General features: G+C 59.8%; 13 protein-coding genes. 7 read left to right on the forward strand and 6 right to left on the reverse strand.

Going from position 1 to position 14112, the window contains the following annotated elements:
• Positions 1-180: 180 nt before the first annotated feature.
• The 5 genes from DES53_RS20480 to DES53_RS20500 all read left to right on the forward strand — a co-directional run bounded on the left by DES53_RS20480 (position 181) and on the right by DES53_RS20500 (position 5329).
• Complete coding sequence (locus DES53_RS20480; RefSeq protein WP_113960182.1) at positions 181-1110, forward strand: alpha/beta hydrolase; 930 nt, start codon at positions 181-183, stop codon at positions 1108-1110.
• 209 nt (positions 1111-1319) lie between these two features.
• Complete coding sequence (locus DES53_RS20485; protein ID WP_113960183.1) at positions 1320-2426, forward strand: ABC transporter ATP-binding protein; 1107 nt, start codon at positions 1320-1322, stop codon at positions 2424-2426.
• Positions 2423-3337, forward strand: coding sequence for an ABC transporter permease (locus tag DES53_RS20490; protein ID WP_113960184.1), 915 nt, complete (start codon positions 2423-2425; stop codon positions 3335-3337). Before DES53_RS20485 ends, DES53_RS20490 begins: the two co-directional genes overlap by 4 nt.
• An 89-nt stretch (positions 3338-3426) precedes the next feature.
• Positions 3427-4221 carry an ABC transporter permease gene (locus DES53_RS20495; protein ID WP_113960185.1) on the forward strand — a complete coding sequence of 265 codons (795 nt, stop codon included), beginning with the start codon at positions 3427-3429 and terminating at the stop codon, positions 4219-4221.
• A gap of 73 nt (positions 4222-4294) precedes the next feature.
• Complete coding sequence (locus DES53_RS20500; protein ID WP_170157256.1) at positions 4295-5329, forward strand: ABC transporter substrate-binding protein; 1035 nt, start codon at positions 4295-4297, stop codon at positions 5327-5329.
• Positions 5330-5479: 150 nt separating this feature from the next.
• Here the strand turns inward: DES53_RS20500 and DES53_RS20505 are convergent, their stop codons facing one another.
• The 6 genes from DES53_RS20505 to DES53_RS20530 form a co-directional block, all read right to left on the reverse strand.
• On the reverse strand, positions 5480-6229 hold the full coding sequence (locus DES53_RS20505) for a YqjF family protein (protein WP_113960187.1): 750 nt from the start codon (positions 6227-6229) through the stop codon (positions 5480-5482).
• A 227-nt stretch (positions 6230-6456) separates the two neighbouring features.
• Positions 6457-7398: a quinolinate synthase NadA gene (nadA, locus tag DES53_RS20510; RefSeq protein WP_113960188.1), complete on the reverse strand. Its 942-nt coding sequence runs from the start codon at positions 7396-7398 to the stop codon at positions 6457-6459.
• Between the two features lie 291 nt (positions 7399-7689).
• Positions 7690-8742, reverse strand: coding sequence for a bactofilin family protein (locus DES53_RS20515; RefSeq protein WP_147263509.1), 1053 nt, complete (start codon positions 8740-8742; stop codon positions 7690-7692).
• A gap of 195 nt (positions 8743-8937) precedes the next feature.
• Entirely contained in the window at positions 8938-9321 is a 384-nt protein-coding gene (locus DES53_RS20520; protein WP_113960190.1) for a bactofilin family protein, read from the reverse strand.
• A gap of 223 nt (positions 9322-9544) precedes the next feature.
• Complete coding sequence (locus DES53_RS20525; RefSeq protein WP_113960191.1) at positions 9545-10978, reverse strand: dihydrolipoyl dehydrogenase family protein; 1434 nt, start codon at positions 10976-10978, stop codon at positions 9545-9547.
• Positions 10979-11037: 59 nt separating this feature from the next.
• The gene (locus DES53_RS20530; protein ID WP_113960192.1) at positions 11038-11646 is read right to left on the reverse strand and encodes a hypothetical protein; all 609 of its coding nucleotides are present in this window, start codon (positions 11644-11646) and stop codon (positions 11038-11040) included.
• A 114-nt stretch (positions 11647-11760) separates the two neighbouring features.
• On the opposite strand from DES53_RS20530, the gene DES53_RS20535 reads away from it, so the two are divergent.
• Positions 11761-12306 (forward strand): sigma-70 family RNA polymerase sigma factor, encoded by a 546-nt coding sequence (locus DES53_RS20535; RefSeq protein WP_113960458.1) that lies wholly within the window; start codon positions 11761-11763, stop codon positions 12304-12306.
• A 14-nt stretch (positions 12307-12320) separates the two neighbouring features.
• Positions 12321-13952, forward strand: coding sequence for a LamG-like jellyroll fold domain-containing protein (locus DES53_RS20540; protein WP_170157257.1), 1632 nt, complete (start codon positions 12321-12323; stop codon positions 13950-13952).
• The last annotated feature ends 160 nt before the right edge of the window (positions 13953-14112 follow it).

Here is a 14112-nt window from a genome sequence, read left to right on the forward strand (position 1 = left end):
TTTCCACCGTGTGCCTGCGGTTTGCTCCCGTGCAGGAACGCGGCGTCTCATGCAACACACGCTCGTGATGACCACATCAGTCGTGCGGGAACGAGGCGTTCCCGGTCCTTGGGCTTGGTGCGATGCAAAATCTGAGGCGCCCCTACAGGTCATCATCGACACCCAACACATCCTCCCACCATGAGAACCCCACGCTCCCGCTTCCGCCGCATTCTCAGCTGGTTCCTGCGCATCGTGCTGCTGATGGCGCTCCTCGTGGGCGCCATTGCGGGTACGGCGTGGTGGTATTTCCATCCAGCGTTCACGGCAACGCCCGGCATCATATACACCCAGCGGAACGGGCAGGACCTCACGCTGGATGTTTATCGTCCCGCGGGGCAGAACGGCGCGGCGGTCCTCATCATGGTCAGTGGAAGCTGGAAGTCGAATCCGCAGGGTTTCCAGCCTTGGATGGCCGCATCCCTTCTGCGCAAGGGGCTGACGGTCGTGGCTGTCACCCATGTCTCACAGCCGAAGGCGAGCGTGATGGAGATTGTGGCGGACGTGCAGCGCGCCGCGCGCTATGTGCGGCATCACGCCACGGAGTACGGCATCAAAACGGACCGGTTCGGTGTGGTAGGGGGCAGCTCGGGTGGACATCTCGCACTCATGCTCGCGACCTGCGGAGGACCTGGCGATGCCGCAGCAACTGACCCGGTGGATCGTGAGTCTTCAGCTGTGCAGGCGGCGGCGGTGTTCTTTCCTGTCACGGATTTGCTGAACCTGGGACCCTCCACGGAGAACGCGCACGACAACGGTCCGCCCAAGAGCTTCCGCAAGGCCTTCGGTCCTGATGCCATGAATCCGCCCAGCTGGCAGGTGATTGGCCGTTCCATATCACCCATCTACCACGTCACTGCGGCGTTGCCGCCCATTCGCATCGCACACGGCGATGCGGACACTCTGGTGCCGCTCGACCAATCTCTCCGCTTCCAGGCCAAGGCCGCGGAACTCGGGCATCAGGTGCTGCTGGAAGTGAAGCCGGGCCAGAAACATGGCTGGCTCACCATGCTGTGGGATGCGCACGTGTTTGCGGGGTGGTTTGTGGAGAAGCTGGGAAGGAGTGAGTGAGGTTGGTCAGTAGTCAGTAGTCAGTAGTCAGTAGTCAGTCCGCAGACGTGAGAGCACTTTGGAGACTAAGGTCTCTGTGACACGCAGCTTTCTACTTACCACTCACTACTTACTGGCCTTCTGGTTACTGCACACTGAATACTGCTTACTGATCACTTGAATCCCCCGCGTTCCCGTGTCTCGGTGGCCCGACACGTTCCACCTGCCCAATGAGCGGATTCCTCGTCTTCGACAATGTCCACAAACACTTCGGGACTACCCGTGCGGTGGATGGTGTGACGCTCGACATTGCGAAGGGAGAGACGTTTTCACTGCTGGGGCCGAGTGGCTGTGGGAAGACGACATTGCTGCGGCTCGCGGCGGGATTTGAAAGGCCGGACCAGGGGCGTATCCTGCTCGATGGTGAGGACATCACGCAGTTGCCGCCGGAGCGTCGGCCGGTGAATACCGTGTTTCAAAACTACGCGCTCTTTCCACATCTCAGTGTGTGGGAGAATGTGGCCTTCGGACTGCGCATTGCGAAACGCAGCCGGTCGGAGATTGCGCGGGAGGTCGAGGCCATGCTCACGCTCACGCGGTTGAATGAGCATGCGAGGAAGCGACCTCTGCAGCTCAGCGGCGGACAAAAGCAGCGCGTGGCCATCGCGCGGGCGCTGGTGAATCGACCGCGTGTGCTGCTGCTGGATGAGCCACTCGCAGCGCTGGACCTGAAGTTGCGCCAGCACATGCTGGAGGAATTGAAGCGCCTGCATGAGGAAGTGGGCATTACGTTCATCTACGTCACGCATGATCAGGAAGAGGCGTTGGGCGTGAGTGATCGAATTGCCGTGATGCATCAAGGACGTCTCGCTCAGGTGGGTACGCCGGCGGAGTTGTATGAGCGTCCGCAGGGCAGGTTCGTGGCGTCGTTTCTGGGGGATGCGAGTTTCCTGCCCGGCGTGGTGCGCTCGGTGGAAGAGGGCGCGCACGTTGTGCATGTGGACGGGGTGGGCGAGTTTCGTTTGCGGAATGGGAAGACATTTGCTTCCGGGGCCGCTGTGGACGTGAGCTTGCGGCCTGAGCGTGTGAGCTTGAGTTTGGAAAAGCCGAAGGAGAATGCCTCTAGCACGCAGTTTCCTGCGACCGTGACGGAGAGCACGTATCTCGGCCGCTCTGCGAAGGTGCAGGCGGTGGCTGCTGGTCATCGTATCAGCATCGAGGTCACGTATGATGAGGTGGGGGGCGCGTTGTCTGGATTGGCGAAGGGCACACCGGTGTGGTTGGAGGTGCGGCATGCGGATGCGTTGCTGTTGGAAGGAGAAGTGCGCACGTCATGAGCGGCACCTCACGCAGCAGGACGGGAGAGGTTCTCCTCACGCTGCCTTCATTCGGCTGGATGCTGGTGTGCTTCTTCATCCCGGCGCTCATCGTGCTGTATCTCTCCTTCAAGCCCGCTGATTCGATGGGTGGGGTAGGGGAAGGCTGGACGCTTGCTCACTGGAGTGCGTTGGTGGAGGAGCAGTACCGGCCCATCCTGTGGCGCACGCTGTGGCTCAGCACGGCGACGTCCTGCATCTGTGTGCTGCTTGCGGTACCATGCTCACTGGTGCTGGCGCGTCTGCAGGGGGCATGGCGGCATGTGCTTTTGCTGCTGGTGGTGATTCCTTTCTGGACGAACTTCCTCATCCGCATCTTTGCGTGGAAGTCGCTGCTGCATCCGGAGGGCTTCCTCAGCAGCACGCTGCGCTCCGCGGGTCTCTTGAGTGAAGATGCACAGCTCCTGTACAACAGCGGATCGGTGCTGCTGGTGATGGTGTACACCCAGCTTCCCTTTGCCATCCTTCCGCTCTATGCCGCCGCGGAGAAGTTTGATTTCAGCCTGCTGGAGGCAGCGCGAGATTTGGGTGCGAGTGCCAGGCGAGCCATCTGGTCAGTGTTTGTTCCGGGCGTGAGTCGCGGCATCGCCACGGCGTTTCTCTCGACCTTCGTCTGCACGTTGGGGATGTATGTGGTGCCGGATATCGTGGGTGGCACGGATACAGAGATGCTGGGCAATCGCATTGCCCAGCGTGTGCGTACGGATAGGAACTTGCCTCTAGCTGCCGCGCTGTCTGGAGCGATGCTCGGTATGGTGGCGCTCATGTTCCTTGCACAAGCGTTGGTGAAAAGACTGCTCACCGCTCCAGAAGGTGGTAGCCCGTACGTGCTATCTGTCAGCAGCAGCGGAGCTGCAGGAAATGAAAAATGACGGAAGCACAGGCCACTTTGCACTTTTCACTTCTCATTTTGCATTGTGCTTCGATACCACGCCATGAAGTCTGTTAGCAACTTCCACCCATGAAACGCAGCATCATCCCCGGAGCAGTGCTGGCGTTCGTGTTGGCCTTCTTCTACGCGCCCATGGTGGTGCTGGTGGTGAATTCCTTCAATGCCTCCCGCTTTGGCGGAGAGTGGAAGGGGTTCACCTGGTCTTGGTATGAGAAGCTGATGGAGGGTCGCGATGCTCGCGAAATCTGGGGAGCGCTCACGACGTCGCTCCAGATTGCGGTGCTGGCTGCGGTGGGAGCGATGGTACTGGGCACGCTGGCGGCGCTGGCGTTGCATTGGTTTCGAGGAAAGTTGCAACGCGCGCATGGGGTGCTGCTCACGGTGCCGCTGGTGATGCCGGACATCCTCATGGGCATTTCGCTGCTGCTCTTCTTTGTCGCTCTGGGCGTGGAGACGGGCTTCTTCACCATCTGGGTGGCGCATGTCACGTTCTGCACTAGCTATGTCACCATGGTGGTGCTGGCGCGGTTGCAGGACTTTGACCACACCTTGCTGGATGCGGCACGGGACCTCGGCGCAGGTCGCTGGCAGGTGGCGCGCCGGGTGCTGGTGCCGTTGCTTTTTCCCGGCATCCTCGCGGGAGGGCTGCTGGCATTCACACTTTCCATTGACGATTACGTCATCACGTTTTTTGTGCAGGGTGCTGGAACTACAACTCTGCCGCTGCGCATTTACAGTATGATGAAAATCAGCCGGAATATGCCCGTCATCAATGCCCTCTCCACGCTGCTGCTGGCGGTCACGTTTGTCGCGGTGGGCTTCAGCTTCTGGCTGGCGCGGAGGAATTCCAGCTCTGCTCGCTGACTCGTGCGATTGAATGTTTGACTGATATACCTTGCACCAATCTCCTGTACTTCCCTGCACTGAAATGAAACGCATGTCCCGCCTTCGATTCCTGCTCGCAGCCGCTGTCACGCTTTGTGGCACCGCCGTTTCCACCTTCGCCGCGGAGACGCTGCATATCTACAACTGGGCAGACTATGTGAGCCCGGACTTGGTGACGCGCTTCGAGAAGGAGAATGACTGCAAGGTGGTCATCGACACCTTTGATTCAAATGAGACCATGTTTGCCAAGATCAAGGCGGGCGGCGCGGGGTATGACCTCATCTTCCCGACCAGCTATATGGTGAAGGCGATGGAGCAGGAGGGCATGCTGGCCAGCATCGACAAGTCACAGGTACCGAACCTCAAGAACGTGGACCCGGAGGCGCTCACGAAGGTGTATGACACCAAGATGGCGCACAGCGTTCCGTACACCATGGGCTATGCCGTCATCGCGTATCGCAAAGACAAGCTGAAGGATGTGGAGCCTTCATGGGCGGTCTTCGCCCGCACGGACCTGAAGAAGCGTGCGACGCTCTTCGATGACATGCGCGAGACCATTGGCGCTGCACTCAAGCAGCTTGGTTACAGCCTGAACACGCGTGATGAGAAGCAACTCGCCGAGGCACGTGACCTGGTCATCAAGTGGAAGAAGAACATCGCCAAGTTTGACAACGAAGGCTACAAGGCGGGACTGGACAGCGGGGAATTCATTCTCGTGCAGGGCTATAGCGGCGACCTCTTCCAGGTGGCGCAGGAGAATGAGAAGGTGGCCATCGCGATTCCGAAGGAAGGCGTGAGCATCGGCTGCGACCAGATGGTGATTCCCAAGAACGCGCCCCAGCCGCAGCTGGCGCACAAGTTCATCAACTTCCTGCTCGATGCGGAAGTCTCTGCAGAGAACATGGAGTGGATGGGCTATCTTTGCCCGAACAAGGAGGGCCTGAAGAAGGTGAGCGAGGACTTCCTGAAGAATCCTGCCGTGAGTATTCCAGATGCAATCAAGGCGAAGAGCGAAGTGATTGAGGAGCTTGGCGCGGATCTCGCGAAGTACACGAAGGTGTGGGACGAGATCAAGGCGGCGAAGTAGCTGTTGGTCTGCACTCTTGGTGGTCCGCACACTCCGTGTGCGGGCTGCCCTAAGGTAGCTTCGGCTTCAGCCGAATTCAGGAACGGGGTGTAGCGTTGCAGCCGATTCCATTCGGCTGAAGCCGAAGCTACTTTGGAATGCGAGCTCCTCTCACGTGAGCGGAAATATCAGCACATCCACTCCCGGTGAGCCGGCGATGTGATCCGGCTCGCGCTCTGGTTCTTTGAAGCCATTCAGCGCCAGCACACGCGTGTCCCACTTGTCCACGCGCACGGGCACCATGGGGTAGGGCTTGTGATGCACCTGGCCGGAGCGGATGCCGCGTGGGGTGGAGGCGAAGAGATAATAGCGCTCCAGCAGGAAGAACTCCAAGGTGCCGGGCTCGGCGATGGTGGGTTCGCGGCCTTCGGTTTCCAGGTGGTAGTGAAATTCCGAAGCCTGCGGTGCGCCGCGTCGGTGTTTGCTGTAGGCCACGGATGAAGGCTGCGTGATGGGCGCGGTCATGCGCGCGTGCTGGTATGGCAGATGGAAGAAGGTCCGTGCTGTCCACACGGCGAGCGGCTGATTGCAGTCCAGCGAGTAGAACCACACGCCAGGTCTGCCGTTTTCGTCATGCACATAGGTGCGCACGTTCAGCTCAAGAAAGTTGCTGATCCAGGGCGCGGTTGGCAGGAAGCGCGGGCGGATATTTCGCATGAAGAAGGGCACGATGCCGAGCCAGGCGCTGCCATCATGCGTATCCACGGTGAGTCCGGGAGGCAGCGTTTTCTGAATCTCCGCCGGGTCCCACTTCCAATGCAGGAAGAGCAGGTGCGTCCAGCTCTGGTACATCACCGGTGAACGCCCCGGGTGCTCGCGGGCCGCGAGACGCTGGGTGAGGTCCGGGAGGGCGATGGGCATGGTGCAGCACTGTAGGCTGCATTGTACGCCGATGCACGAGGGCACAGAGGAAATTGTGATGCTTCACGTGTCGCAGCGCGTCAGTGACAGGAGGTTAGGGCTTCTGCCCTGACAGTGGGCGTTAGGCCTTCTGGCCTGACGTTGATATGCAATCGCCGCGCACATGACTGGTCAGGCCGGGAGGCCTAACCACCACTGTCAGGCTGGAAGCCTAACCTCCGACTGAGTTACTTACTCAGCTCCAGCATCCGCAGAATCGGCTTCTCAGCCTTTTTGCGCACATCTTCGGGCATAGTCACCTGCGGGCGCAGGTCCTTGAGGCAGTCGTGCAGCTTCTGAAGGGTGTTCATCTTCATGTAGCGGCAGTCGGCGCAGCGGCAGTGGCCGGTGGGGCCTTCGATGAAGGTCTTGTCCGGCACTTCACGGCGCAGGCGGTGGAGCATGCCGCTCTCCGTCACGATGATGAAGCTCTTCGCGGGATTGTCGCGGCAGTAGTGCACCATCTTCTCCGTGCTGCACACTTCATCGGCCAGCATGCGCACGGCGTAGGTGCACTCGGGGTGGGCGACGACCTTGGCGTCAGGGTATTCTTCCTTGATGCCATTGATGCTGTCGCGAGTGAACTCCACGTGCACGTAGCAGGCGCCCTTCCACAAGTCCATCTTGCGGCCGGTCTGCTCCATGACCCACGAGCCAAGGTTCTGATCCGGCACGAAAAGGATGGGGCGATCCTTGGGCGCGGCTTCCACAATCTTCACCGCGTTGCCGCTGGTGCAGATGCAATCGCTCAGTGCCTTCACGCCACCGCTGCAGTTGATATAAGCGATGACGTAATAATTCTTGTCCGCGTTCACCTTCAGGAACTGCTCCAACTGTGGGGCGGGGCAGCTCTGCTCCAGCGAGCAGCCGGCGTTTGCATCCGGAAGAACCACGATCTTGTTCGGGTTCACGATCTTCGCGGTCTCGGCCATGAAATGCACGCCGCAGAAGGCAATGACGTCCGCATCCGTTTCCTTCGCCTTGTACGAGAGGCCAAGGGAGTCTCCCACGAAGTCGGCGAGTTCTTGAATCTCACGCGACTGATAGTTGTGCGCGAGAATGACAGCGTTTCTCTCCTTCTTCAGGCGAAGGATTTCATCAACCAGACTGGGGGCGGCTACGGCAACCATGCTCAATATTGGTACGTCAGCGACGTTCCGCAAGTGCGCAGGTGCATGAGTTTTTCAAATGAGATGCAGTGTGGGGAAGGTTGGGAAAGGGGTGCTGGGTATGGCAGGATGCTTGGGATTCAACACAGAGACACGGAGACGCAGAGGAACTTCGGAGACTGAGAATGAAACTGAGGAACTCTTTGGGAGCTGCGAGGGACGTATTCGTAGTCTTTGCGCCCTCTGCGCCCCATCATCGTGTCTCCGATTCGACTGAAGCCGAAGCTCCTTTGCCAGCACCACGCCCGGAGTTCACTCCGGGTTGCCGGGCTGGCTGTTTGAGTTGCTGCTGCTGTTGCCAGCGTTGTTTCCCGGGTTGTTCTTGAAGATGGCCGCAAAGGCAGGCGGGAGCCTGAGGTCACCGGTGCTGGCGCTGGTGCCGCCACCGCTGCCGGTCCCGCCCGTGTCAGACTTCAGAGGCTTCTGGGCAGGCTTGGCCGTGGTGGTCCGCAGGATGTTCATGGCCCCGTTGAGCTGGCCGCCGGGTTCGATGGATACAGAGCGGGCGGTCACGTCTCCTTGCACACATCCTTGAGCGCCAATGGTCACACGGCCGGAGCACTCGATATTCCCCTCAATGCGGGCCTGGATATCCACATTCTCCGCATAGATGGTGTTGAGGAATTTGATTTCGCTCCCGCGCTCCACCACGAACTGGTGGCAATGGATCTCGCCGATGACGATGCCCATGGTGCGCATGGTCAGGTCTCCGGAGCACTCGATTTCCGCACAGATCTGGCCGTGCACCTTCAGGTCGCGGCAGCGCACCTCGCTGGTGTTCACATTCCCATTCTTGCGGATGAGCACGTCTCCGCGGGTGCGGATGGCGGTGGTGGAAGGGACATTGATGTCCACGTCCTCCAGGCAGATGAGGCTGCCGCAGGCAGGGCAATTGGTAGACCGGGCCGAGCGGCCGGTCTTGAACTTATTCCGGCAGTCGAAACACTCCACATCCTTGAAGTACTGCTGCCGGTAGTAGCCCTGCTCCTTCATCTTCTGGAAGGTACCAGCAGAGAGGGGGGGCTGGGCTGTGGAGGCAGGTTCGGTCGGTCGGGGTGGCAGATTCGACTTCGGACGGACGGGGTTCTTGGACGGCTTGGGACCTTCTTCCTCCTCCTTGAAGCCCATCATATGGCCAAGGCCGAGTGGAATGTCCTCATTTACAACGTTTTCCGATGGCATCAGGGCAGCAGGAAGCTGCGCCTGTTCACCATCGGCTGTGGGGGTGGCCGCCGTCTTCGTCTCACCCGCGACGGGGTGGGAGTCCAGCATTGCGGGGAAAACCGCGCTGGGGACGGGGTTCATGTGGGAGGAGGCCAGCACCCTCCCGTTTACAATCCGCAAGTGCTCACGGCACTTCTTGCAATGAGTGGTCACCACGAGACGCGGCTCGATCTGAGCCGCGCCGCAAACAGGGCAAACCACTTCAATCTGGTTCTTCGGCAGAGCGGATTTCTGTTCCTTACCTAAAAACTTGCCGAGCACGTAGCGAGTAGATGCTTAGGATTGGGGGCGGTTGCCTCCCTGGGGGTTACCGCCAGGCTTCTGACCGCCACTCGCTGCAGCCTTGCCCACTTGGGAGCGGCCGAGGAAAGTGGCACCTTCTTCAATGGCAAGGGTGCTGGCCGTGACATCGCCGACAAGGACCGCGTTGCTCTTCAGCTCGCAGCGTTCCTGCACAGTGATGTTGCCTTCGACCTTGCCAAACAGGGTGACTGCACGCGTTTTGATTTCGCCCTTGATCAGCGCGTTCTCACCCACCGTGAGAGCTCCATCGGACTGAACTTCGCCCTCAATCTTGCCATCGATGATCAGGTCATGCGAAAACTTGATGGAACCTTTGATTTCGACGTCGTTGGCAAGCACGTTCTTACTCGTGGTCATGTTTGAGGAGTTTCGTTGAGGTTGGACCGTTGAAGTGGATGATGTGGGAGATGAAACTGGGCGGGGAGCTGCTGGGGCCGAAGACGCAGATGTCTCCGGGCGCCGATCGTCTTTGCCTGCGTCCGTGGGTTGGCCAATGATTTGTTTCAGCATTGCGAGAAAATAAGCTGGAGCGGGATTGAGTGTCAATTACAACGTCCTGAAACTTTGGTTGAAATCATATTTACGAATTTGCAGCAATCTGCTCTTCCAAATCCTCCGCGGGATACGTCCAGATCTCACTAAGCGTGGGATGATAATGCGGGGCCTTTGCAAGCTGAGCAACTGTCGCGCCAAGGTGCATGGCGACGGCGATTTCGTGTATCAATTCCGTAGCTTCTGGACCCACCACAGATGCGCCCAGAATTGCTCCATCTTTTGGGTCGGCAAGCATCTTCACAAAGCCGTCCGTTTCACCCATCACCATGGACTTTCCATGGTCGTTGAAAGGGTATGATGAAACAAGATACACCACGTTTTTCTTCTTCGCCTCCAACTCGTTGAGGCCCACCGCGGCGACTTGTGGGTGGGTGAAGACGCCAAACAGGATGCACCGGTAGTCCATGGTGTGAGCGGGTGCCTTTTGCCGCCATTGCAATGCGGCGTTTTTCGCGGCGACCTCACCCTGTTGCACAGCGAGATGAACCACCTCCAGCGGACCGCACACATCACCCGCCGCAAACACCCTCGGATGAGTAGTCTGCTGAGTCGGTTTGATTGCTATCAATCCGTTATCTTCATGCGCTATCTTGAGGTTATCCAATCCGATATTTTTTGTGTTCGGGGACCGGCCCAGAGCGCATAAGACCTCAGCAGCTTCCACGGTGATTTCCTCGCCCGCCTTTTTGAACGTGGCGCGTACTTTGCCATCCTCGCGAACCACCTTTTGCAGGGAGGTGCCGCAGTACATCTCAATGCCGCGTTTCTCGAAGGCGTCGTAAACTACATCCGCCACGTCCTTGTCCAGGCCGGTGAGTAGCTGGGTGTTGCGCTGGAGTACGGTGACCTTGCGGCCGATGCCGTCGAGGTAGTGCGCCATCTCCAGTGCGATGGCGCCGCCACCGAGCACGATGAAGGACTCCGGGATGGTATCATGATCCAGGATGGTATCGCTATTCCACGGTTTTGCCTCGTGAAGACCCGCGATATCCGGGCAGTTGATGACGGATCCCGTGGCAATCAGGACATAGGAGGCTGTGATGGATTGCGTCCCACCCTCATGGAGCTGGATGGCAATGCGCACCTTGTCCTCTCCAGCGTCCTCGAGTGTTCCGTATCCGCGGATGAGCTTGAAGCGGCCGTCCTGCAGCTGCTGCTGGCGGTAGTCCGCGAACTCTCCGATGAGCCTGCGCTTCCTGTCGCGGATGGCCTTGGTGTCCACGGGGCCGGCCTTCGCGGAGAGGCCGAATTCAGCGGCGTTCCGGATGGTGATGGCGCGGTTGGCGGACTCGATAAGCGTCTTGCTGGGCATGCAGCCCCGCAGGATGCATAAGCCGCCAAGCTCCTCCGCGCCATCGATAACGACCGTATTCATGCCCTGTCCGTGGGCGGTGCGGGCAGCGGCATAGCCCGCGCTGCCACCCCCAAGGATGGCAAAGTCATAGTGCTCAGTACTCATGGGAGTGGGGGAAGGATGCTGTGATGCAACTGTCTGCGGAACCTCACATACACGGGTGATCAACCACGTGTCTGCAGGTGAGCCACGCAGATGCTGGACCACGTTTCGAGTGAGTCCCTGCCAGCCACGAGCTCATCGAGTGGTACGAACCGCAGGTCCTGGATGGCGTCTTCATTCGAGACGACATCGTCTGTTTCGAGGTCGAAGAGGTGCACTACGCCGAGGTGCACCTGGCCCACCTCATTGGAGTCATCATTGATGAGGCCGATGACCTCATTGGTGTGTCCGCCTGCAATCCGGAGCTCCTCCGTGATTTCGCGCTCCACTCCGTTGAAGTAGGTGGTCCGTGCCAGCGAGTCCTCGCGCTCGTCGTGGGGATTGATGTGGCCGCCGATGCCGATGCTCTGCTTGGCCACGAGGCGTTTTTCGCCGGATTTGCCGCCCCGCTTGTACACGAGGTAGCGCCCCTGGTGGTGGAAGATGGAGTAGGGGATGATTTGCTTGTGGGTGGGGTCATTCTCGGCCGGGCCGCGGGGGAGGAAGAAGTTTGCCCCGGGAGCCAGGATGGCATCGAGATAGCGCTGGGCGTCAGGCTGGAAGCCTTGGAAGGCGCCCAATTCATCAAAAAGGGCGCGGGGAATGACGAGGATGTGCTCTTCTGCGGACATGGGCCGTCTGTCAGCCCGCGGACCTGCCGTCGCAAACGTTCTTTTGTCCAAAAGCGGGCCTTCTGAGGTATGATTTTCCAGGTCCCAGAATGGGACTCCCACTCACTGGTACCCATGAAAGAGGAGGACTCCGCGCCATCATCGGATTTGCACCGTCCCCTCGTGCCGCTGCTGATGCGTCACGAGCGGCAGATCTTTGCGTACATTTACACGCTGGTGCCGCACCGGCATGATGCGGAGGACATTCTGCAGGAGACCTGCCTCACCATTTACGACAAGTTTCATGAGTTCACGGTGGGCACGGATTTCATGGCGTGGGCCATGCGCATCGCCTGGTGGAAGGTGCGCGCCGCGAGGCAGAAGTATGCGAGGTCCAAGGTGGTCTTCAATGACGAGGTCATGGAGGCCATCTCTCACACGGCGGTGACCATGGCGGAGGAGACGAGTCCCATGCAGGTGGCTCTTTCGCAGTGCCTGCAGAAGCTCAATGACCGCGACCGCCGGATGGTGCTCACACGCTACGAGCACGGCAGCGGTGTGGAGCGTGCGGCGCTGGTGAGTGGCCGCTCACTACAGGCGGCGTACAAGGCGCTCATGCGCATCAAGCAGGTGCTGCATGATTGTGTGCTGAACACGATGACACGTGAGGAGGCGGCATGAGCATGAACATGAGCATGAGTGACGCCGAACTGTTGCAACTCCAGTCGTGGATGCACGACCTGGAGGAGGGGCGGCTGGAGCAGGCGGAAATGGATAAGCTCCAGGAGCTGCTCCTGCGCAGTGAGGAAGCACGTCGTTTTTATGTGCAGCGCATGAGCCTCGGCTCGGCCCTGTGCAAGCTGGCGGATGAGGCGCAAGAGGCCGAGCTGCAACATGAGTCTGAGCAGCAGGATGACATCATCACGGCGAGTGCGGAATTGCGCCGACCGTGGCCGCTCTCGGCGAAGCTCGCCATGGCCGCCTCCCTGATTGCCTGTGCGGTGGCGCTGGTGCTGGCCATGCGTCCGGACCGGAGCCTGTCCGCGAGTGGCACTGCGACCGTGGCTGAGACGAGCAATGCGGGATGTGCCGTGCTGGTGGATGCCGCCGGCGCGGAGTGGGCGGAGGGTACCCATGCATGGCAGGTGGGCATGTCCGTGCCTGCGGGCAAGCTCCAGCTCAAGAGCGGGCTCATCCGCCTGGAGTTCTACAGTGGTGCCTCGGTGACGCTGGAAGGGCAGAGCGAGCTGGAGATTGTCTCCGTGAAGGAGGCGAAGTGCGCCCAGGGTCAGATGCGCGTACATGTGCCACCGCATGCGCGTGGGTTCAAGCTCACCACCCCTGATGCAGAGGTGGTGGATCTGGGTACGGAGTTTGGCCTGAAGGTGAGCGAGGCTGGCAAGGCCGAGGTGCATGTCTTCGATGGCGAGGTGGAGGTGCTGCCGAATCAAGCGATTGCGAAGCTCAGTGTGAAGCAGGGCGCGGGTTGGGATGCGGCGAATGGCGTGGCCAGCAGCCCTGCATCCGCGTCGGCGTCCTTTGTGGATCTCACCGCTCTTCGCGCGCAGACGCGCAGTGCGGATGAGCAGCGGCTCACCGCATGGCGTGAAGGGATGAGCGTCTTCCTCAAGGATCCGCGCCTGCTGGTGGGCTACACCTTTGAGCCGGCGAATGAGTGGGAGCGTCGTGTGGAGAACAAGCACCCCGGCGCACAGGAGTACAGTCACGGCAGCATCGTGGGCGCCCGCTGGGTGCCAGGACGCTGGCAGGGGAAGAAGGCTCTGCAGTTCAAGAGTCCAGGCGACCGCGTGCGTCTCACCGTGCCGGGCAAGTATGATGCCATCACGCTCGCTGCATGGGTGCAGGTGGATGGCATTGATCGCCGTTTCAACAGCCTCTTCCTTACGGATACTTGGGAGCCCGGAAATCCCCACTGGCAGTTTGTGCAGGCTGGTTCTTTCGCGCTGGGGATTCGCGAGGCGAAGGGCTCAAAGAGTCTCCAGCATATCGCCTACTCCCCGGAGATGTTCGGACCGGATACGCTGGGTGTCTGGTACCATGTGGCCACCACATTTGACATGCGCACCGGTTTGGGGCGGAACTTTGTGAATGGGAAAGTGGTGACGGAATACAAATCACCGGATGTGCATCCGGATGAGAAGATCATCATTGGCACTGGTGAGTTGGGCAACTGGGGACTGCCAGAGGGGAGCAAGCCACGTACGGAAGTGCGTACGTTCAATGGCAGGATGGATGAATTTTTGCTCTTTGGCGGTGCTCTGCAGCCGGAAGAGGTGGCTCGCCTGTACGAGGTGGGGAGGCCGTGAGGGGAGTTGATGGTCTATCGTTGATGGTTGATAGCCTGAGGGGCTGGGAGGGACTGTTTTCGACCTGCCTCACGGTTGTGAGGCGCGCATTCTCCGACCACACGTGGGAGAGTCACAACGTGCGCTCAAGAATCTGAGCCGATTCAGGCGATCAACCATC

The sequence above is a fragment of the Roseimicrobium gellanilyticum genome (assembly GCF_003315205.1).
Lineage (GTDB): Bacteria > Verrucomicrobiota > Verrucomicrobiia > Verrucomicrobiales > Verrucomicrobiaceae > Roseimicrobium > Roseimicrobium gellanilyticum.